Raw genomic sequence first — 19,074 nt, forward strand, 5'->3', positions numbered from 1 at the left:
GGCACTGACCGTCCGCACCGCCGGAAGCTCCACCGAATCCCCCGCCGGTTCCCCCGCCTTCGGGCCCGCGTTCCGGCGCAACGGCCCGGGTCTGGCGCTCGCCGCACTCGGCGTGGCCGCCGCCTGGGCCGTGCACCAGCTGATCCCCGCCATCCCGCGGCTGACCGCGGCCGTGGTGCTCGGGGTCGCGGTCGCCCACGTACCGTGGCTGCGCCCGCTGGTCAAGGGCCCGGCCAAGGCCGGGCTCTCGCTCGCCGGAAAGCGGCTGATGCGGGCCGGGATCGTACTGCTCGGCCTCAAGCTCAGCCTGGGCGACGTCCTCGGCCTCGGCTGGGCGACCGTCGCGATGGTGTTCGCCGTGGTCACCGCGACGTTCTTCGGCACGCTCTGGCTCGGCCGCAAGCTCGGCCTGCGCGGCGACCAGCCGCTGCTGATCGCCACCGGCTACTCGATCTGCGGTGCCTCCGCGATCGGCGCCGTCAGCCAGGTCGCCGAGAGCGACGAGGAGGACGTCGCCACCTCGGTGGCACTGGTCACCCTCTGCGGAACGCTGGCGATCGCGGTACTCCCGCTGCTGCAGCACCCGCTGGGGCTCGGCGGCGTCGAGTTCGGCCGCTGGGTCGGCGCGAGTGTGCACGACGTCGGACAGGTGGTCGCCACCGCGCAGACCGGCGGAGCGGATGCGCTGCGCGAAGCCGTCCTGGTCAAGCTGATGCGCGTGGTGCTGCTGGCTCCGCTGACCGCGGGTGTGGCGCTGGCCCTCATCCGGCGGCGCTCGGGCGGGAAGGCCGCGCGGGAGAGCGGTGCGAAGCGGCCGCCGCTGGTGCCGCTGTTCGTGCTCGGCTTCCTCGCGATGATCGTGCTGCGTACGGTGGTGACCGTCCCGGCGGAGGTACTGACGCTCGCCCAGAACGGGCAGGAACTGCTGCTGGCGGCGGCCCTGTTCGGCCTCGGCAGCGCCGTCCACCTGCCCACCCTGGCACGGACCGGCGGCCGGGTCGCGGCGCTCGGGCTGGCCTCCTGGGTGATGGTCGCCGGCGTCTCCTACGGCGGAGTGCTGCTCACCACCTGAGCGGGCAGTCGGCGGTGTCCGCCGCGGGTCGGCGAGGACGGGCCTGGCGTAGAGTGGCGCGATACCGCCGACCACGCACGATCTCGCCGACCGCGCACGATGAGGATCACGATGGCTGTGCTGCCCGACCGCGACGGACTGGACGCCCCTGTCACGCTCGACCGGCGTGAGGGCCCGTACGGCGAGGTGGTGCTGCGGCAGCGAGGCGGGCACTTCGAGATCATCGCCAACGGGTGCTTCCTGATGGACACCGCCGACGGGCGTTCCGAGCGGCTGCTGATCCAGGCGGCCCTGGACCGGCTCGGTCCCGTCGAACGCCCTTCGGTGCTGATCGGCGGCCTGGGCGTGGGCTTTTCGCTCGCGTACGCCGCCGCCGAGCCGCGCTGGGGCCGGATCGCGGTGGCCGAGCGGGAGGGCGCCATCATCGACTGGCACCGCACCGGTCCGCTGGCCGTGTTCTCCGGGCACGCCCTGGATGTTGACCCGCGGGTCACCGTGGTCCACACCGACCTGGTCGAGTACCTGAGTGCCGAGGGCGAGACCTACGACGCGCTCTGCCTGGACATCGACAACGGCCCGGACTGGACGGTCACCGACTCCAATCTCGGCCTCTACGGCCCCGCCGGACTGGCTGCCGCACAGCGGCGGCTGACGCCCGGCGGGGTGCTGGCGGTGTGGAGCGCACAGCCCTCCACCGCCTTCGAGGAGGCGCTGCGGACGGTGGGTTTCGCCGATGTGCACACGCTGGAGATCCCGGTGCTGCGCGGTGTGCCCGACGTCGTCCACCTCGCGCGGCGGGGCTGAGGGGCCTCGGGGCCTCGGGCGTCGGCCTTGGGTTCAGGAGGCCTTGGGGTGGCGACGCTTGAGTGTCCGCCAACTGGCGGTCCCCTCAGGGCTGTTCCGGGGGCGCGGATCGGTTGTCGGCGGTATGACCGATGACGGTGGTCGGCGCGGAAGGTCCGGCAGAGCCGGGAACGAGACGGCCGGACTGACCCGGGGACGGGTCCGTCCGGCCGCTGTCGTCTCCGCTCAGCCGAAGGGGTTGTTGGCGGGCGGCTCCGGTGCGGCCGGGGCAGCGGGTTCCGCCGCCGTGGACGGGGCGGAGGCGGCGGCGAACGGGTTGAAGTCCGGCGGGGGAACGTTGACCGGCGTGCCCTTGGTCGGCTGGGCCTGCTCCTCGGCGGCGGCCGGTGCGTCAGCGGACGGCGCCGGGGGCGCGAAGGGGTTGAAGTCGGCCGGCGGGACTGCCACCGGGGTGCCCTTGCCCGCGGACGGGGCGGGAATCGTCGGCGGGTTCGGCGGCGGCGGGGGAACGGTGAACGACTGCGCCTGGGTAGGCGCTGGGGCCGGGGCAGGCGAGGAACCGGTCATCACCGTGCCGAACGGGTCGGCGGGCTGGTTGTTCATCACCGTGCCGAACGGGTCCGCTGTGGCAGCCGGTTGCGGCGCGGGAGCGGGCGCGGCGACCGGCGGAGCGGTGACCGGAGTTGCCGAGGTGTCGGTGGACGGTGCCGGAGCCGCGAAGGGGTTGAAGTCGGCTGGGGGGACTGCGACGGGGGTGCCCTTGCCGGGGGTGGGTGCTTCGGTGGCCGGTGCGGGGGTTGGGGGTGCGAAAGGGTCGAAGTCGGCTGGGGGGACCGCGACCGCAGTGCCCTTGCCGGGGGCGGGGGCTTCGGTGGCTGCTGTGGCTGCCGGGGGTGCAAAGGGGTCGAAGTCGGCTGGGGGGACCGCGACGGGGGTGCCCTTGCCGGGGGTGGGTGCTTCGGTGGCTGCTGTGGCTGCCGGGGGTGCAAAGGGGTCGAAGTCGGCTGGGGGGACCGCGACGGGGGTGCCCTTGCCGGGGGCGGGGGCTTCGGTGGCCGGTGTGGCTGCCGGGGGTGCAAAGGGGTCGAAGTCCGCCGGGGGGACCGCGACCGCAGTGCCCTTGCCCGGGGCAGGTGCTTCGGCGGCCGCCGGGGCAGCGAAGGGGTTGAAGTCCGCTGGGGGGACTGCGACGGGGGTGCCCTTGCCGGGGGCGGGTGCTTCGGCGGCTGCTGCGGGGGTTGGGGGTGCGAAGGGGTCGAAGTCCGCCGGGGGGACCGCGACCGCAGTGCCCTTCCGTGCCACGGACTGCTCAGCGGCCGCTGCCGGAGCGGGAGCGGGAGCGGAAGTGGGAGCGGGCGCGGTGGCGGGAGCGGGCGGGGCCATGGGAGCACTGGCCGGCTGCGGCTGCGGCTGCGGCTGGGCCGGGACGGAGGCGTACGGGTCCGCGGCGGGGGTCTGGGTCCGGGCGGGAGCGGCGGGCTGGGTGGCGTACACGCCGTCCCAGCCGAGCTGGATGCTCTTCAGGACGTCGGCGAACGAGGTCATGTACAGCTCCCAGTCCTCCGGCTGCGCGACGGAGAGCTGGACGACCAGGACGGAAGCACCGTCCGGCAGCGGTATGAGAGCCTGGGCCACCGAGCTGGAAGTCCGGTACGGCTGACCGTCGTTCGACAGCGCGGCCGGGACCGGGGAGGTCCGCCCCTCGACCAGGACGGCGGCCGGACCGGCGGGCAGCAGAACCGTCCACACCTCCGCCTGCGGCCGGGCGTCGGCGAGCTGGGTGGCGAGCTCGGAGATCTGGACCGGCCGGTTCGCCAGCGACACGACCAGTGAGGCGTGGCTCGGGCGATCCGCCACACGCAGCGCGGACACCCCGGCGAACACCGTCCCGGCGGCGCCCAGCTGCCGGGCCAGCGACGCCGTCAGTACCGCCCACTCCTTGCGGGCCCCGGCCCCGGCCCCGGCGAAGAGCTCCTCGGCGACCTCGGCGAGCTGCGCCGCACGGGCGGCGGTGCCGCCCCGGACGGCGAGTGCGTGGAAGACCGAGGGCAGCACCAGCCGGACCTCGGTGCCGGAGCCGGTGGACAGCTCCTCCGGGGCGACCGTGGGGCGGTCGGCGGCAAGCTCGGCGAGGGCGGCGGGGAACGCCGGGCGCGGCGCGTCCTCGCTGCGCTCCACATCGACCGGCAGTCGGAACTGCCCGGCGTCCAGGCCGTGGGCCGGGACGGGGACGCCCCGGACGGCTCCGCCGCCGAAGCGCGCCAGCAGCTCGGCGGCCACGGCGGTGTCCGGGGCGGTCGGTCGGGCGGTGCTGCCCTCGACCACCGTGCCCAGGCCGCGGACCGTCAGGGCGCCCGGGCCGTTGGGGCTCAGCCGCAGGCCGAAGAGGGCGGAGGCCGAGGGGTGGCCGTCCCGGCGGAAGCCGGTCAGGGAGGTGATCGGGTAGCGGGTCGCGCGCGCGTCGAGCAGGGCCGCGGCCAGTACGTCGAGTGTGGCTCCGACCTGCTCCGCGGCCGCGAGATTGTCCTGAGTCATGGTGCTGAGCCCCCCTCACCCGAAAGCCGAAATTCCGTCCACTTTCTATCAGAAACCCAGGACAGTCCGAGACGGGCGCCATGCCGGACAGGGTGGGCTCCGGGCCGGGCGGTAGGGCCCCGCGGGCACCGAGTGCGGGACGGCCGGGACGGGAAGGCGCCGGTGGAGCCCGGGAGGTGCGGGAGGCAGGGCGAGGGCCGGTACCGGTACCGGCCTGAGGGGCGGCGGCTTCGGGCCGGGAGGCCGGTGGCGGAAGCGGCGTCAGGAGGTGGCGAGGCGGGTGAGGTGGGATCCGAGGCCGGGGACGGAGAGGAGACCGGCCAGTTCTCGGACCAGTCGGCCGGTGGGGCCCTCGGGGCGTTCGCCGGCGAAGAAGCCGGCCAGTTCGACGGCGAGGGCGGGCTCGCGGGCGGCGGTCAGGGTCAGTGCGGCCACGAACTCCTGGACCAGCTGGAGTTGGAGCTCCTCGCGCGGTACGGACCGGTCGGTCAGCCAGTCGAGGGAGGTGATCTCCGCGTTGGCGATCCAGGCCCGTACGGTGCGCCGCAGCCCGGCGCTGGGCTCGGCGACCGCCAGGTGCACCAGGATCTGCTCCTGCGCCGCGCGCCGGACCTCGTCGATGACCGCCGTCGTCCCGGGGCTGGCGGCCACCGAACCACCGCGCAGCAGTGCCGCGAAGCCGGGCCCGTGGCTGTCCACGAAGTCCAGGTAGCGGCCCATCACCCGGTACAGCCGCTCGGAGAGCGGGCCCTGGGCGTCCTCCTCGAAGCGGCCGGCCAGCTCCCGCCCGGCGCGCCGCAGCGACTCCTCGTACAGCGCCTGCTTGCCCGGGAAGTAGTGGTAGACCAGCGGTCGCGAGGCGCCGGCGGCCGCCGCGATGTCGTCGATGGACACGTCCTCGGGCGGGTACTTGCTGAAGAGGTCCAGCGCGACCGCGATCAGCTGTTCCCGGCGCTCGTCCACACTGAGCCTGCGCCGCGGAGCGCGTTCGCCGCCGGCACCGGCAGCAGCGGCGGTAGCGCCGGCACCGGCGGCACCGGCACCGCGCCGGGCACGTCCGGTGCGCCCGGCCCGGGCCGTAGCGTGCTCGTCCTCGGCGCGGTCGTCCGACACCGCCGGTGTAGGGGAGGAAGCCATGCCGGTCACCCTATCCGGGCGGGAGACGATCCGGCCGGGAGACGATCCGGGCCGCAATCCCCGCACCCGCCTCCGCGGCCGGGAACGCGGCCCTCGGGTCCACCGGATGCGTCAGACCGGCCGCCGCCGGGTCGGCCGGAATCTCCCGCCCCCGACGGGAGCGCGGTTCGGAAGCCGGCCGGGCGGCTCGGGCCGCGCGGTTCCCCGCGCCTTCGGAGCGTGGCGCTGCGGGCGCTCAGGCCGAGCGGTACTCCAGATAGCGGCGGTAGGCCTCGCGGCCGTCGGAGACGAACTCCCACTCGCCGTCGGCGAGCCGCCGGGCGAGCTCGTCCTCGGTGAGCCAGTCGTGCCAGGCCACCTCCTCGGCCTGCGGGGAGACCGGGCCGTCCCAGCAGGCCTCGTACGTGTCGCACCACCAGGACAGCTTCGATCCGTCCTGGAAGAGGAACTTGAACAGCGGTACCGGCCGGACGCCGCTTACTCCGAGCTCCTCCTCCGCCTCCCGTACGGCGGCGTCGGCGTAGCTCTCGCCGGTGCCGACCACACCCCCGACGAAGCAGTCGTAGGCGCCGGGGGAGAAGAGCTTGGTGTCGGTCCTGCGGTGGGTGAAGATCCGGCCCTGCGGGTCACGGACCAGGATGAAGACGCAACGGTGTGTCAGCCCTTCGCGGTACACCTCGGCGCGGGTGGCGGTCCCGATGACGTGGTCCTGGGAGTCCACCACGTCCAGAAGTTCTTCGGCAGGGTTCGTCATACCGCTCACGGTAGTGGCGTCACGGGGACGCCTGACACCGGCTCGGCAGGGGATCGATGATCCGACTATCGTTCGAGAGGTAGGCGTCGAGCGAGAAGGTGACACGCGGTGGTCGAGATCTGGGGCGAGGCGGCGGAGGGCTTCGAGCCGGTCCGGAAGGCGTTCGCGCAGAACTTCCGCGAGAACGGTGAGCTCGGCGCGGCCTTCGCGCTGTACGTGGACGGCCGCAAGGTGGTCGACCTGTGGGGCGGCGACGCCCGTCCGGAGGTCGGCGGTCGCCCGGCCCCGGCCGTCCCCTGGACGGCCGACACGGTGCAGGTGCTGCGCTCGGTCACCAAGGGGCTGACGGCGGCCACCGCGCTGCACCTGGTCCAGCAGGGGAAGCTCGACCTGGACGCGCCGGTCGCCTCGTACTGGCCGGAGTTCAAGGCCGAGGGCAAGGACCGGGTGCCGGTGCGCTGGCTGCTCTCGCACCAGGCCGGCGTGCCCGCCCTCGACACCCCGCTGCGGGTCGAGGACGTGATCGCCTGGGAGCCCGCCGCCGCCGCCGTCGCCGCCCAGGAACCCGCCTGGGAGCCGGGCACCGCGCACGGCTACCACCCCTTCACCTTCGGCTGGCTGGTCGGCGAGGTGGTCCGGCGGGCGAGCGGGCGCTCGGTCGGCCAGTACTTCGCCGAGGAGATCGCCCGACCGCTCGGCCTGGACCTGTGGATCGGCCTGCCGACCGGGGCGGCTCCCCGGGTCGGCCGGCTGGTGGACCTGCCGGCGCCCCCGGCGGCCCTGAACAGCCCGACCGGGCTCAGGATGCGGCCCAAGCGGTCCGTGGTCGACGCCTACCAGGACCCGCACTCGCTCACGGCGCGCGCCTTCGCCTCGGTGCGCCCTGCGGTGGACCTCAACGACCCCGCGGTGCAGGCGGTGGAGATCCCCGGCGCGGGCGGGATCGGCACCGCGCGGTCGGTGGCCCGGTTCTACGCGGCGCTGATCGGTGCGGCGGACCGGCACGGCGGCACCCCGGGCGAGCTGCTGCCGCCGCTGCTCAACCCCGAGCTGATGGACGAGGCGATGGGTCCGGCCGTCAGCGGACCGGACCGGGTGCTGGTCGTCAGGACCACCTTCGGCCTGGGATTCTTCCGGCACTCCGCCACCGCGCCGATGTCCTCCCCGGCCGCCTTCGGCCACCCCGGGCGCGGTGGGTCGCTGGGTTTCGCGGACCCCGAGCTCGGGATCGGGTTCGGCTATGTCACCAACGGGATGCAGCCCGGGGTCACGGGTGACATCCGGTCGCGGACGCTGATCGCGGCCGTCCGCAAGTGCCTCGGGGTGTGACGGCGGGGGTGGTTCCGCCCGCGCGGGGGAGTCGTGTGCGCGGCCGTGCCGACCGTAGCCGGCAAGTGCGGAGCTGCCTGACGTGCTGTCATATTCCGTATGTAGCGGGAGAGTTGTAGCGAGCTGAGGGCTCCTCTGGAGTGGCGGGAGCGGTCATCGGCCGTTCTCCATGGCCCCGGCCGGTCGGGGTCGGTGTTGCCCGACAGCCGGCTCCGGTCGCCCTCTGTTGCACCCGGCCCGTCCGGGGAGTGTCGCACCGGACGGGTGGTGTGAGCCGGGCTGCGGCCCGGGTGGCCGAGGGTGTCCCGCGGTAGGGCACCGGCCCGCTGTCGATGATCTTCGTATGCCGCCGGTGCCGGGGGTCGGGCGGGACGGTTGCTCTGCGAGCCCGTCCCGGGTGGTGTGACGGCGGCCATAGACAGTATGCGAAGCATCGGGCAAAAATCCGGTCACCCGGCGCCGTCCAGCCCCGAAAGCCAGCCGCCGCGCCGCAGGCCAGGTCGTTCGATCGCCTCCGTGGTGGCTGCGTGGCCGGTCGTGCGCCGGGCCCAGAGGCCCCTGCCCCGGCACCCTCCTGCCCAGTTCCACCCTGCCGTGCCCCACCGTGTCCGCCCAGCGACCCGGAGGCCTATGCCAGAAAGCTCCCGATGCCCGGTTACACCCGTCCACCGTCCCTCGCCCCTCCTGCCCGTGCCACCGCCCTCGGTGTGCTCGGTGTGCTGGCCGTCCTGGTCACCGCCGGCTGCGGCAGTACCGCACTCCAGCTGTCCGCCGCCCCGACCGGCAGCGCCGCACCCCGGCCCGCTGCCGTCCCGGCCGGTAGCGCTGTACCCCGGCCCGCTGCCGCCCCGGCCGACAGTGCTTCGCCCGCGGCCGCCGTCGCGCCAGCCGGAGCCACTGCCTCGGTGCGCCTCTCGGCGGCGCAGCTCCCCAACGGCGCCGCCGAAGGATGGCAGCCGCTCGCCCCGCCCCGCAGTCAGGCGGCGGCCGGCGACATCCAGCTCAACGAGTGCGCGTCCGTGGCCGGTGCCACGACCTGGCAGCAGCAGGGCTTCATCAGCGTGTACCGCACGCCGGCGGAGCAGGACCTGTTCACCTTCCCCGACGGCTCCGCCGCACAGGCCGCCTACCAGCGCGTACTGGCGCAGATGGACGGCTGCCAGAGCCAGTCCCGCGCCCTTCAGGCCAATGCTCTCGGCACCGCGGACGCGCAGGTCACCAGGACCGCCGTGACCGGCCAGGGCGCCGCCTGGTCACGCCAGTGGACCGGCGTCGAGGGCCTGTCCGCGCCCGGCCCGCAGACCGACCACCTGTACGCCGTCCAGCAGGGCGCCGACCTGGCGGTCGTCCACTACGACGAATGGCCCGGCGCCCACGCCGCTCCCTACGACACCCGATCCGACGGCGCCCTGCTCACTGCGGTCGCTCAGCAGCTCGGCTAGCCCACACGCCTGCCCCCTCATTCCCGGAGACTCCCATGCCCAAGTACGGACCGCTCTTCCGCCGCTGCCTCGCCGGCCTCCTCGGAGCCGGCGCCACCTCGCTGATCGTCGCCGCTCCCGCGCACGCGGCCTCCCCCGTCGGCGGCGGCATCTCGCGCGACGAGGTCATCCAGCGGGCCAAGAGCTGGGTCGCCGAGGGCGTGCCCTACAACCAGGGCGCCACGCACACCGACGCCAACGGCAGCTATCGCGAGGACTGCTCCGGCTTCGTCTCCATGGCTTGGCACCTGGGCTCCAGCCTGGTCACCTCCACGCTCCCGAACGTCGCCACCAGGATCTCCACCTCCGAGCTCCAGAGCGGCGACGCCCTCGACTACACGGCCGATCACGTGGTCCTCTTCGGCAACTGGATCGACAAGGCCGCCGGGACCTTCACCTACTTCTCGGAGCAGAACCGCGGCGTGCTCACCAACGAGTACCAGGGCAACATCAACGCCAGCTCGCTGGCCGGCTGGCCCACCAGCTACTACACCCCGCTGCGCTACGAGAAGATCACGGGCTCCGGCACCACGTCGAGCACCTCCGCCGGATCGAGCTCGTCGAGCTCGTCGAGCTCGTCGAGCTCGTCGAGCACGTCGAGCACGTCGAGCACCTCCACCACCCCCGCTCCCGCGTCGGGCTGGTACCACCACGCCCGCTGGTAGCGGGAGCGCGCCTCGCGGTCCTGTGAGGAGCGACACGGTCGAGAGCCGGTCCCCGCGTCATGGGGACCGGCTCCCGGCATGTCCGGGCGCGGCCGCAGGCCGGGCCTGGGGGCCCCGGCCGTCCGCGATGTGAGACGGCGCGGTGTGAGGCCGCTTACAACGGCCCGGCCGGACCGTGGCTCGGCCCGACTGTGATTCGGTCGGAGCGAGTCGGTCGGAGCGAGTCGGTCGGAGCGAGTCGGCCGGGGCGGCCCGGCCGGAGCGAGTCGGCCGGACCGTGATTCGGCGGGGCGCCGGCGCGCGCTCGCGGGATTCACCGCCCGGCGGATCCGGACCGGTGGCAGCTCAGGACTTCGGGCCGAGGCCCTGGTCGCGCAGCCACTCCAGCTGGCGGCGGTCCTGAGTACCCTGGCCGCCGGCGTGGTCGGCGAACTCCCAGACCTGGATGGCCTTTTCGCCTCCGTAGCGGTTGTAGGAGGCGAAGACGGTGGAGGGCGGGCAGGTCGAGTCCATCAGGCCGACGCTGTAGAGGGCGGGGACGGCGGCCCGTCCGGCCAGGTGCACGCCGTCGAAGTAGGAGAGGGTGCGGAAGGTCTGCTCGACCCTCTCCCGGCCGTTCCTGCGCAGATAGTTGACGATCTCCGGGTACGGCCCGGTGCCCGAGATCTCCGTCGCGCGCCGGAAGTGCTGCAGGAACGGCACGTTGGCGATGACCCCGGCCACTGCTTCGCCGGCCAGTGCGGCGGTGGCCAGCGCGACACCTCCGCCCTGGCTGTCCCCGGAGACCACCAGCCGCTCCGGGTCCACCAGGTCGAGACCGCGCACCGCGTCCACGGCCCGGACGGCGTCGGCGAACAGGCGGCGGTAGTAGTAGTTCTCGGGCGCGTCGACGCCCTTGGTCATGAACCCGGCGTACCACTGCGAGGCCGGGCCCTCGTGCCGGTCCGGCGTGTCGTGGCCCTGGCCCCGGGTGTCCATGACGAAGTACGCGTAGCCGGCCGAGGGGTAGAGCAGCCGCTCGGTGGGCAGGCCGCGGCCCTGGCTGTAGCCGAGGTACTCGATCACGGTCGGCAGCGGGCCGGTGGCGCCGCGCGGGGTGAGCAGCCAGCCCGCGATCGGCTCGCCGCGCCAGCCGGGGAAGCGCACGTCGTACGCGTCCACGGTGGTGAGCAGCGAGTCGGTCACGGGCGTCAGCCGTACCTCGCCGCCGGCCGCCCGGGCTTCGGCCAGCGTCCCGGCCCAGAAGGCGTCGAAGTCGGCGGGCTCGGTCAGGGCCGGACGGTAGGTCACCAGGTCCTGGTACGACATGTCGGTCAGTGGCACGGTGGTCTCCTGGAAAGGGGAGTGCGACAGTGACGATCTTGTGCTGGCGCCGTCAACGTCCAAGTGCCACCCGATTGTTCCGAAGGCCTGGGAGGTGCGGTCGGTCGGCGGGGATCAGGCCTGGCCGGTCTCGAAGCGGCTGATCCTGCCGTCGCTGACCACGAAGCGCCAGGCGGTGCGCATCTCGCCCCAGGTCTCGTTGGTGAAGTCGGCGATCAGCGCGCGGCCGCCGTCGGACTCGGTCTGGACCTCCATGTGGCCGTGGGAGGAGAAGATCTCGCGGTCGATCCACGGCAGCAGGTCGCGGTCCGAGCCGTCGTCCGACATCGTCGCGTCATCGGTCAGCAGTGCGAGGAAGGCCTTGCGGTCGTTGGCGTTGATCGCGGCGACCGCGGCGCGGACGGTCGGGTCGGACAGTTTGGCCACGGCGATGGTCATCTGACGGCTCCTCAGATTCGGGAGGGGTTGGACGGATCGCCAGCACTGTCGCACACCGCGGTGGGCCGCGCACTCTCCGTCCGAGGTGTCGTCGCGGGTGCGGCGGACACCTCCGGTGAATCGGCGTAACGGTGTGCTTAGATCCCGATATGGGGTGATTCCGACCGGAAGGGAGCCTCGGATGGGGCCGGCCGAACTGCTCGTTCTGACGTTTCCGCAGGAGACCATCACCGTCGAGGCGGCGTCGGCGCTGTGCAAGCTGCGGACCGGCGGCGACATCCGGGTGATCGACTCGCTGGTCGTCACCCGGCACCCGGACGGCGAGGCCAGCTACGGGGAGCTCGCCGACTTCGAACACCTCAGGGGAGTCGGGGGCGGCGGCCACGCGAACGTGCTGCCGCTGATCGGTCCGGAGGACGCCCAGGTGGCCGCCGGGATGCTGGAGCCCGGCACGGTGGCGCTGCTGGTGCTGATCGAGCACGTCTGGGCGCAGGCCGCGGCGGACGCACTGCGCGGGGTCGGCGGGCGGATCGCCTCGGGCGTGCGGATTCCGCCGGAGAACATCGAGAAGGCCGTGCGGGTGGCCAAGGCCCGTGCGGTGAACGGAGAGTGAGGGAGTCGTGGTCCGTGCACTGGATCCGGTGCGGTCGGTCCGTGCGATGGGGGTCGCCAGGCCGGCGGGGGCACCGCTGATGCGGGGACCGGCCGCCGGCGACCCGGCCGGGCGGCTGGGCGAGCTCGGCAGGCTGGTGGAGCACGGGGTGCTCACCCCGGAGGAGTTCGAGCTGGTGAAGGCGCGGCTCCTGGCGGAGTGAGCCACCGCCGTGCGGGCGGACACGGGCGGGCGGCCGGTGGCGCGGGTCCTCCGTGCCGCCCTGGCCTCAGCCGTCCAGGGCGGCCGCCTCCTCGTCGGTGAGGAGGCGGGAGCGGGTCAGGAAGCGCCGGCCGGTCGGGGACTCCAGGGAGAAGCCGCTGCCCCGGCCGGGCACCACGTCGATGGTGAGGTGGGTGTGCGACCAGTACGCGAACTGGTCCCTGGCCATCCAGACCGGGATCGGGTCGAGCCCGTCCACCTCCAGTTCGCCGAGCAGCCGGTCGGTCTCCGGGGAGACCAGCAGTTCCCCGGCCGGGTAGCACATCGGCGCCGAACCGTCGCAGCAGCCGCCGGACTGGTGGAACATCAGCGGTCCGTGCTCGCCGCCGAGCTGCCGCAGCAGCTCGGCGGCCTGCGGGGTCACCGAGACCCGGGAGGGGCGCATCCTAGAAGAACCCCTGCGCCTGTCCGCTGTAGCTGACCAGCAGGTTCTTGGTCTGCTGGTAGTGCTCGAGCAGCATCTTGTGGGTCTCGCGGCCGATGCCGGAGTTCTTGTAGCCGCCGAACGCGGCATGGGCGGGGTAGTGGTGGTAGCAGTTGGTCCACACCCGTCCGGCCTGGATGGCCCGCCCTGCCCGGTACGCCGTCGAACCGTCGCGGCTCCAGACGCCCGCGCCGAGTCCGTACAGGGTGTCGTTGGCGATGTCGACCGCGTCCTCGAAGTCCTCGAAGCGGGTGACCGCCACGACCGGGCCGAAGATCTCCTCCTGGAAGATCCGCATGTCGTTGGTGCCCTCGAAGACGGTGGGGGCGACGTAGTAGCCGCCGGACAGTTCCCCGCCGAGGTCGACCCGCTCACCGCCGGCCAGCACCTTGGCGCCCTCGGCCTGGCCGATGTCGATGTACGAGAGGATCTTCTCCAGCTGGTCGTTGCTGGCCTGGGCGCCGACCATGGTCTCGGTGTCCAGCGGGTTGCCCTGGCGCATCCCGCGGACCCGCTCCAGGCCGTCGCCGAGGAAGGAGTCGTAGATCGAGGACTGGATCAGCGCCCGGCTCGGACAGGTGCACACCTCGCCCTGGTTGAGGGCGAACATGGCGAAGCCCTCGAGTGCCTTGTCGTAGAAGCCGTCACGCCGGTCGGCGACGTCGGCGAAGAAGAGGTTGGGGCTCTTGCCGCCCAGCTCCAGGCTGACCGGGATCAGGTTGCCGCTGGCGTACTGCATGATCAGGCGGCCGGTGGTGGTCTCGCCGGTGAAGGAGATCTTCCGGATCCGCGAGCTGGAGGCCAGCGGCTTGCCCGCCTCGACGCCGAAGCCGTTCACCACGTTGATGACGCCCGGCGGCACCAGGTCGGCGATCAGCTCCATCAGCAGCATGATCGAGGCCGGGGTCTGCTCGGCGGGCTTGAGCACCACGGTGTTGCCCGCCGCCAGTGCCGGGGCCAGCTTCCACATCGCCATCAGCAGCGGGAAGTTCCACGGGATGATCTGGCCGACCACGCCCAGCGGCTCGTGGAAGTGGTACGCCACGGTGTCCTCGTCGAGCTGGGAGAGACCGCCCTCCTGGGCGCGCAGCGCACCGGCGAAGTAGCGCAGGTGGTCCACGGCCAGCGGCAGGTCGGCGGCCAGGGTCTCGCGGACCGGCTTGCCGTTCTCCCAGCTCTCGGCGACCGCCAGCTCGTCCAGGTGCTGCTCCATCCGGTCGGCGATCCGCAGCAGCAGCCCGGCGCGCTCGGCCGGAGCGGTGCGGCCCCAGGCCGGTGCGGCGGCGTGCGCGGCGTCCAGGGCCGCCTCGACGTCCTCGGCGGTGCCCCGCGCCATCTCGGTGAAGGTCTCGCCGGTGACCGGTGTGGGGTTCTCGAAATACTGCCCGCGGACGGGCGGGGTCCAGGCGCCGCCGATCCAGTGCTCGTAGCGGGGGTGGTAGCCGACGATGCTGCCCGGTCGGCCCGGGGGCTGGTAGACGGTCATGTCGATGGTGCTCCTCGCTGCGTCGGGTGCCGCCCGCGGGTCGGCCGGACGGCGCACGGGCCCGCCGAGCCCGTGCGGACCGGCCGGGCACGTACTCGGAGAACGGCGCCGGCCCCAGGGCTCGGTGCTCTCGCGCTGCACCCTAGCCGTGCCCGGCCCCGGCCGCCATGGTGCGCACTTGATCAAACCAGGGGCGTACAACCGGAGTTGTGCGCCCGATTGCCTCTAAGGGGTGACCGCGGTGAGCCGTGTGGGCGAGCCCGCGGCCGCGGCGGGCGCGGTCGGCCGGACCGCGCCCGGTGCGCCCGGCGGGGTTCAGCAGTGGTGGTAGCGGCCGGTGTGGGACTCCCAGTGGAGGTAGCCCGCGAGCCAGAGCGCCATGCCGTCGGCGTAGCGCTCGGCGGCCAGCCGCTGGGCCGGGTCCAGCGCCATCGAGCGGCAGACGTCCGGGAGTTGGTCGCGCAGGTCGCAGAACCGGTCGGCCATGCGCTGGGCCTCGTCCCAGACCACCGCGCAGGCCTCCTCGGTGGAGCAGCAGCGGTCCCGCCGGACGATCATCACCAGGTTGGCCACGTCGCCGCGCTCGGACTCCTGCGCGAAGGAGCGCACGTCATTGGTGAACGACGGGATGTCGGCCGCGAGTTGGCGAAGCTGCCGGAACAGCGGGTGGTGCATGACGTGCTGCGGCACCTCGAAGTGGCCGAGCCGCTCGATCATGTCGAAGATGCTCTCCATCGCCGCGGTACCGCGTCTGAGCGTGAGATATCCCTCCCGGTCCGGCGGCTGACCGATGGTCCGGCCGGCGGCCTCCGCGGGGTGGCAGGCGAAGTAGTACTCCCAGTTGCAGGCGGCCCGTGCGCGCCAACGGTCCGTCATGCCGAGGGTGATGCGCCGCCAGAGGTCGGCGAAGGCGTGTTCGGAGGGTGAGGTGACAGCCGTGAGGGTGCCGTGCGCGATGGCGGAGAGCCGTTCGCAGATCAGGGCCACCTGCTCGGGGCGGCGCCCGAGCGGGCCGTCGAACTGGTCGTCGAAGAGGAAGTAGAACCCCATGAGGTCGGCGGCCAGGGCCAGGTCCTCGGCGGAGCTCTCGGGGTAGACCAGGGAGGCGAGTTCCGTGATGTCCCAACCGGTGTAGGTTGATCCGCTGACGACGGCGGCCAGCTCGCGGTGGCGTTGGAGCCATTCGAGATGGCGGTCGGCGGCCTCGGTCTGATGGGGGTTGCGGCGGTGGGTGAACGGAAGCTCAAGTGAGGTGTCGTCGGACATCGGACTCCCGGTGCTGCTGGGGTATCGGTGGTGCTCTCTGAGCTGGCGGACCTGCTGGACTCCTGTGCGGTGACGATCGAATGGCGAAGATCAATTGCCATTACCGGGCGGAACAGTAGTCGATCCGATCATCAGGTGTTAGAGATAACAGGGCATTTGCCCTCGCCGCCAGTTTCGAATCCCGAAAGCCCGTCGCAGCCTGCGGGAATGGTCCACACTTGGAGGTTTGCGGGGATAGTCTCGGCAGCGGACCGACAATCAGGTGAGGCGGAGGGGAACGGTGGCCGAACAGCAGAACGGACCGGCGGACGAGGGCGGGTGGGGAGGAGGTGTCCCGCCGGTTGATGCCGAAAGGCCGCAGCCGCTGCACGAGCGCGAGGCCGAACTCCGATCCGCCGAAGAGGCGTTGGACCGGCTCTGCCGCCGCTTCGCGGCCGGCGGCACCGAGATCGGCGAGCTGCTGGTCTACACCGCCCCGGGCGGTGGCGGCAAGACCAGTGTCCTCGACCAGGTCCGGCGGCTGGCCGGACTCCGCCCGGGGTGCACCGTGCTCTCCGGCCGAGGCGGCCAGCGGCAGACGACCGAACCCTTCCACGTGCTGCGGCAGTTGCTGCTTCCGGTGCTCGGCACGCTCGACAAGGAGGACCTGGCCGAGGTCTTCGGGGCCTGGTACGGCATCGTCGGCCCGGCCATCGGACTGGTCCCGCCCTCCGACGAGGTCGAGCGGCTCGACCCGCAGGGCGTGCAGGACGGCCTGGACTATCTGCTCAGCCAACTCGCGCCCCGCCGTGCGCCGTTGGTGATGGTGGTGGACGACCTGCACTGGGCCGACCAGGAGTCGCTCGGCTGGCTGGCCTCCTTCGCGGCCCGCACCCGCCATCTGCCGGTCCTGCTGGTCTTCGCCTACCGCGACGAGTACGCGGACGAGGCCCGGGTCCTCCAGCAGCAGATCGAGGCCCAGGCCACTCGCCGCCACGAACTGCGCCCGCTCAATCCGGCCTCCGTCGCCAAGCTGGTCCGCGCCGCCCTCGGCGAGGACGCCGAGGACGCGTTCTGCCGCCAGGTCTGGGCCGTCACCGCGGGCAACCCCTACGACACCACCGCCCTGCTGCGCGAGGTGCACGACCAGTGCCTCGACCCCGTCGAGGCCAACAGCCCCCAGCTGCGCGACCTGGCCGCCGCCGCCAAGGGCATGACCCTCCAGCACTGGCTGGCCAAGCTCGGCCCGAGCACCCTGCGGTTCGCCTGGGCCGCGGCGCTGCTGGGCACCGACATCAAGCAGAGCTTCGCCGCCAGCATCTCCGCCCAGGGCACGGCCGAGGCCGACGAGTCCGTCCGCCAGCTGCGCAAGCACCGGATCCTCACCAGCACGCCCAGCGGGCGGCTGGAGTTCGTCCACCCGCTGATCGCCACCTCGATCTACCAGTCCATGCCCGCCGGTACCCGCACCGGAATGCACGGCATGGCCGCCACCATCATCGAGAACAACGGCGGCTCCCTGCTGGAGGCCTCCCGCCATCTGCTGGAGACCCACCCCGAGGGCGACGACCGGATGGTCCGCAAGCTGCGCGCCGCTGCCGCCGAGCACCTGGCGATCGGCGCGCCCGAGGCCGCCCAGCGCTGCCTGGCCCGGGCACTCTCCGAGCCACCGGACGACGACGACCGGGCCGAGGTGCTGTACGAGGCGGGCTGCGCCGCCCTGCTCACCGACCCGGGCGCCACCGTCAACCAGCTGAAGCTGGCGCTGTCACTCGATCCGGGCCTCAGCCCCGAGCTCCGGGTGGACGCCGCGTTCCGGCTCTCCGAGGCGCTCGCGCACTCGGGCGAGGTGGTCGAGGCCGCCGAGGTCTGCCGCCGCGAGGCCGAGATCACCGAACCCGGGCCCGGCAAACTCCGGCTCCAGGCCCTGCACTTCATGTGGGTGGCGTGGCAGCGCGACGAGGAGGACGGTCAGGGCCGCTCCCGCAAGCTGAACGAACTGGCCAGCACGCTGACCGGCGACACCGTGCCCGAGCGGGTGGTCCGCGCGATGTGCGCCTGGGACCTCACCCTGCGCGGCGAGTCGGTGACCAAGGCGATCGAGCTGGCCGACCGGGCCCTGGAGAACGGCCGGCTGCCTAAGGAGATGGGCTGGACCAACACCATCTGGGGTTTCGAACTGCCCGGGCTGATCGGCCTGACCTACGCCTACACCGACCAGCTCGCCCGCGCCGAGAAGCTGTTCTCCGACGCCGTCCTCGGCTTCGAGATGTCCGGCTGGAGCGGCGCGCACAAGGGCTTCGGGTACTTCCTGATGGGGATCACCCGGTTCCGGCGCGGCTTCCTGGTCGAGGCCGAGGACTACCTGCGCCAGGGCCTGCGGATCTCCGAGCGGATCGCTCCGGACATCCCGCTGCAGTGGGACGTCGTCGGCGTGCTGGCCGACACCCTGCTGGCCCGCGGCCGCAGTGACGAGGCCTGGCAGCTGGCGCAGAAGTACCACTTCGCGCCGCCCTACCACCCCACCGCGATGGTGCTTCCCGACGCGCCGACCCTCTACGGCAAGCTGCTGCTGGCCAGGGGCGAGCACGCCGCCGCGGTCAAGGTCTTCGAGGAGGTCGGCGAGCAGCTCACCCGGCGCGGCTGGCACAACACGGTCTGGGCGCCCTGGGTCGGGCACCTCGCGCTGGCGCTCTATCCCACCGAGCCCGACCGGGCCCGGGTGCTGGCCGCGCGGGCCGTCGCCCTGGCCGAGGACTTCGGTTCGGCGTCCGCGATCGGCACCGCGCTGCGGATGCAGGCCGGTCTCTGGGAGGGGCACCGCGCCGTCGAGCTGCTGGAGCAGGCCGTCCGCTGGCTCTCGCAGTCCCCGGCCAGCTACGAACTGGCCTGCGCTCTGGTCGATCTGGGCGCCGCACTGCGCAAGGCCGGACAGCTCACCGACGCCGCCGAGTACCTGTACCAGGGCATGGAGCTGGCCCAGACCTGCGGTGCCGACGGGCTGGTCGACCGGGCCAGGGCCGAACTGGCCAGCTCGGTGCTGCGCCCCAACCGCCTGCGCACCCTGAGCAAGGAGGGCCTGAGCGCGCCCGAGTGGGACGTCGCCAGGCTCGCCGTGCGGGGCATCCCGCCGCAGCGGATCGCCGAACAGCTCGACCTCCCGCTCAGCCTGGTGCAGCGCCGGCTGGCCGCCGTGCACCGCAAGGCGGGCAGCGGTCCGGAAGGTCTGGCGGAGGCGCTCGGCCTGTCCGATGCGGAACTGTCGGAGGACGGGCCGGGGAGGGGCGGAGACCAGCCGGGGGAGTAAGACCGATCGGCAATAGGGAGCGTGGGTGAAGGTCGGCACGCGACGCCGCGGGCCCTATTGCCGGTCGGTCTAAGTCTGACGAACCGTCGGGCGCGGGAGGGTCGCAGCCGAGCCGGGTACCGCGGCCGGAGCTAACCTGGCACGCGTACAGGTCCCGAACCAGGGGCGGCCGTCGGGCGGCGGCCGCAGGGAGGAGCGAG

16 protein-coding genes are annotated in these 19,074 nt (G+C 73.0%); 8 read left to right on the forward strand and 8 right to left on the reverse strand.

The window, feature by feature from the left end:
- Positions 1–4 precede the first annotated feature (4 nt).
- Together ACSMTC_RS31265 and ACSMTC_RS31270 are read left to right on the forward strand one after the other, a co-directional pair.
- Complete coding sequence (locus tag ACSMTC_RS31265; RefSeq protein ID WP_436564864.1) at positions 5–1,072, forward strand: YeiH family protein; 1,068 nt, start codon at positions 5–7, stop codon at positions 1,070–1,072.
- Positions 1,073–1,183: 111 nt separating this feature from the next.
- Entirely contained in the window at positions 1,184–1,876 is a 693-nt protein-coding gene (locus ACSMTC_RS31270; protein ID WP_436563088.1) for a spermidine synthase family protein, read from the forward strand.
- 225 nt (positions 1,877–2,101) lie between these two features.
- On the opposite strand, the gene ACSMTC_RS31275 is transcribed toward ACSMTC_RS31270, so the two are convergent.
- From ACSMTC_RS31275 to ACSMTC_RS31285, 3 genes are all read right to left on the reverse strand, one after another.
- Complete coding sequence (locus ACSMTC_RS31275; protein ID WP_436563089.1) at positions 2,102–4,411, reverse strand: hypothetical protein; 2,310 nt, start codon at positions 4,409–4,411, stop codon at positions 2,102–2,104.
- Positions 4,412–4,672: 261 nt separating this feature from the next.
- Complete coding sequence (locus ACSMTC_RS31280; RefSeq protein WP_436563090.1) at positions 4,673–5,548, reverse strand: TetR/AcrR family transcriptional regulator; 876 nt, start codon at positions 5,546–5,548, stop codon at positions 4,673–4,675.
- Between the two features lie 235 nt (positions 5,549–5,783).
- On the reverse strand, positions 5,784–6,302 hold the full coding sequence (locus ACSMTC_RS31285) for an NUDIX hydrolase (RefSeq protein WP_436563091.1): 519 nt from the start codon (positions 6,300–6,302) through the stop codon (positions 5,784–5,786).
- Between the two features lie 108 nt (positions 6,303–6,410).
- Here ACSMTC_RS31285 and ACSMTC_RS31290 point away from each other — a divergent pair, with 108 nt between their 5' ends.
- From ACSMTC_RS31290 to ACSMTC_RS31300, 3 genes are all read left to right on the forward strand, one after another.
- On the forward strand, positions 6,411–7,631 hold the full coding sequence (locus ACSMTC_RS31290) for a serine hydrolase domain-containing protein (protein WP_436563092.1): 1,221 nt from the start codon (positions 6,411–6,413) through the stop codon (positions 7,629–7,631).
- Positions 7,632–8,278: 647 nt separating this feature from the next.
- Complete coding sequence (locus ACSMTC_RS31295) at positions 8,279–9,073, forward strand: hypothetical protein (protein ID WP_436563093.1); 795 nt, start codon at positions 8,279–8,281, stop codon at positions 9,071–9,073.
- Positions 9,074–9,108: 35 nt separating this feature from the next.
- Positions 9,109–9,777: an NlpC/P60 family protein gene (locus ACSMTC_RS31300; protein ID WP_436563094.1), complete on the forward strand. Its 669-nt coding sequence runs from the start codon at positions 9,109–9,111 to the stop codon at positions 9,775–9,777.
- A 345-nt stretch (positions 9,778–10,122) separates the two neighbouring features.
- On the opposite strand, the gene ACSMTC_RS31305 is transcribed toward ACSMTC_RS31300, so the two are convergent.
- Both ACSMTC_RS31305 and ACSMTC_RS31310 read right to left on the reverse strand, forming a co-directional pair.
- Positions 10,123–11,100 carry an acetylxylan esterase gene (locus ACSMTC_RS31305; RefSeq protein WP_436563095.1) on the reverse strand — a complete coding sequence of 326 codons (978 nt, stop codon included), beginning with the start codon at positions 11,098–11,100 and terminating at the stop codon, positions 10,123–10,125.
- 114 nt (positions 11,101–11,214) lie between these two features.
- Complete coding sequence (locus ACSMTC_RS31310; protein WP_436563096.1) at positions 11,215–11,538, reverse strand: nuclear transport factor 2-like protein; 324 nt, start codon at positions 11,536–11,538, stop codon at positions 11,215–11,217.
- A 181-nt stretch (positions 11,539–11,719) separates the two neighbouring features.
- Between ACSMTC_RS31310 and ACSMTC_RS31315 the strand changes: the two genes are divergently transcribed.
- Together ACSMTC_RS31315 and ACSMTC_RS31320 are read left to right on the forward strand one after the other, a co-directional pair.
- Entirely contained in the window at positions 11,720–12,151 is a 432-nt protein-coding gene (locus ACSMTC_RS31315) for a DUF6325 family protein (RefSeq protein WP_436563097.1), read from the forward strand.
- Between the two features lie 7 nt (positions 12,152–12,158).
- Positions 12,159–12,353 carry an SHOCT domain-containing protein gene (locus ACSMTC_RS31320; RefSeq protein ID WP_436563098.1) on the forward strand — a complete coding sequence of 65 codons (195 nt, stop codon included), beginning with the start codon at positions 12,159–12,161 and terminating at the stop codon, positions 12,351–12,353.
- Between the two features lie 66 nt (positions 12,354–12,419).
- Here ACSMTC_RS31320 and ACSMTC_RS31325 read toward each other — a convergent pair whose 3' ends face one another.
- The 3 genes from ACSMTC_RS31325 to ACSMTC_RS31335 all read right to left on the reverse strand — a co-directional run bounded on the left by ACSMTC_RS31325 (position 12,420) and on the right by ACSMTC_RS31335 (position 15,588).
- On the reverse strand, positions 12,420–12,797 hold the full coding sequence (locus ACSMTC_RS31325) for a DUF779 domain-containing protein (RefSeq protein ID WP_436563099.1): 378 nt from the start codon (positions 12,795–12,797) through the stop codon (positions 12,420–12,422).
- A 1-nt stretch (position 12,798) separates the two neighbouring features.
- The gene (gene exaC / locus ACSMTC_RS31330) at positions 12,799–14,322 is read right to left on the reverse strand and encodes an acetaldehyde dehydrogenase ExaC (protein WP_436563100.1); all 1,524 of its coding nucleotides are present in this window, start codon (positions 14,320–14,322) and stop codon (positions 12,799–12,801) included.
- Positions 14,323–14,637: 315 nt separating this feature from the next.
- Entirely contained in the window at positions 14,638–15,588 is a 951-nt protein-coding gene (locus ACSMTC_RS31335; protein WP_436563101.1) for a terpene synthase family protein, read from the reverse strand.
- Positions 15,589–15,868: 280 nt separating this feature from the next.
- On the opposite strand from ACSMTC_RS31335, the gene ACSMTC_RS31340 reads away from it, so the two are divergent.
- Positions 15,869–18,874, forward strand: a complete 3,006-nt coding sequence (locus ACSMTC_RS31340; RefSeq protein ID WP_436563102.1) for an ATP-binding protein — start codon at positions 15,869–15,871, stop codon at positions 18,872–18,874.
- The last annotated feature ends 200 nt before the right edge of the window (positions 18,875–19,074 follow it).

This window comes from Kitasatospora sp. HPM-01-4 (genome assembly GCF_051374625.1).
Classification (GTDB): Bacteria; Actinomycetota; Actinomycetes; order Streptomycetales; family Streptomycetaceae; genus Kitasatospora.

Bases quoted from the DNA above. Each gene is read 5' to 3' on its own strand.
- exaC (WP_436563100.1), bottom strand. From the start codon at position 14,322: ATGACCGTCTACCAGCCCCCGGGCCGACCGGGCAGCATCGTCGGCTAC.
- ACSMTC_RS31275 (WP_436563089.1), bottom strand. From the start codon at position 4,411: ATGACTCAGGACAATCTCGCGGCCGCGGAGCAGGTCGGAGCCACACTC.
- ACSMTC_RS31335 (WP_436563101.1), bottom strand. From the start codon at position 15,588: ATGTCCGACGACACCTCACTTGAGCTTCCGTTCACCCACCGCCGCAAC.
- ACSMTC_RS31325 (WP_436563099.1), bottom strand. From the start codon at position 12,797: ATGCGCCCCTCCCGGGTCTCGGTGACCCCGCAGGCCGCCGAGCTGCTG.
- ACSMTC_RS31285 (WP_436563091.1), bottom strand. From the start codon at position 6,302: ATGACGAACCCTGCCGAAGAACTTCTGGACGTGGTGGACTCCCAGGAC.
- ACSMTC_RS31300 (WP_436563094.1), top strand. From the start codon at position 9,109: ATGCCCAAGTACGGACCGCTCTTCCGCCGCTGCCTCGCCGGCCTCCTC.
- ACSMTC_RS31295 (WP_436563093.1), top strand. From the start codon at position 8,279: ATGCCCGGTTACACCCGTCCACCGTCCCTCGCCCCTCCTGCCCGTGCC.
- ACSMTC_RS31280 (WP_436563090.1), bottom strand. From the start codon at position 5,548: ATGGCTTCCTCCCCTACACCGGCGGTGTCGGACGACCGCGCCGAGGAC.
- ACSMTC_RS31270 (WP_436563088.1), top strand. From the start codon at position 1,184: ATGGCTGTGCTGCCCGACCGCGACGGACTGGACGCCCCTGTCACGCTC.
- ACSMTC_RS31310 (WP_436563096.1), bottom strand. From the start codon at position 11,538: ATGACCATCGCCGTGGCCAAACTGTCCGACCCGACCGTCCGCGCCGCG.
- ACSMTC_RS31315 (WP_436563097.1), top strand. From the start codon at position 11,720: ATGGGGCCGGCCGAACTGCTCGTTCTGACGTTTCCGCAGGAGACCATC.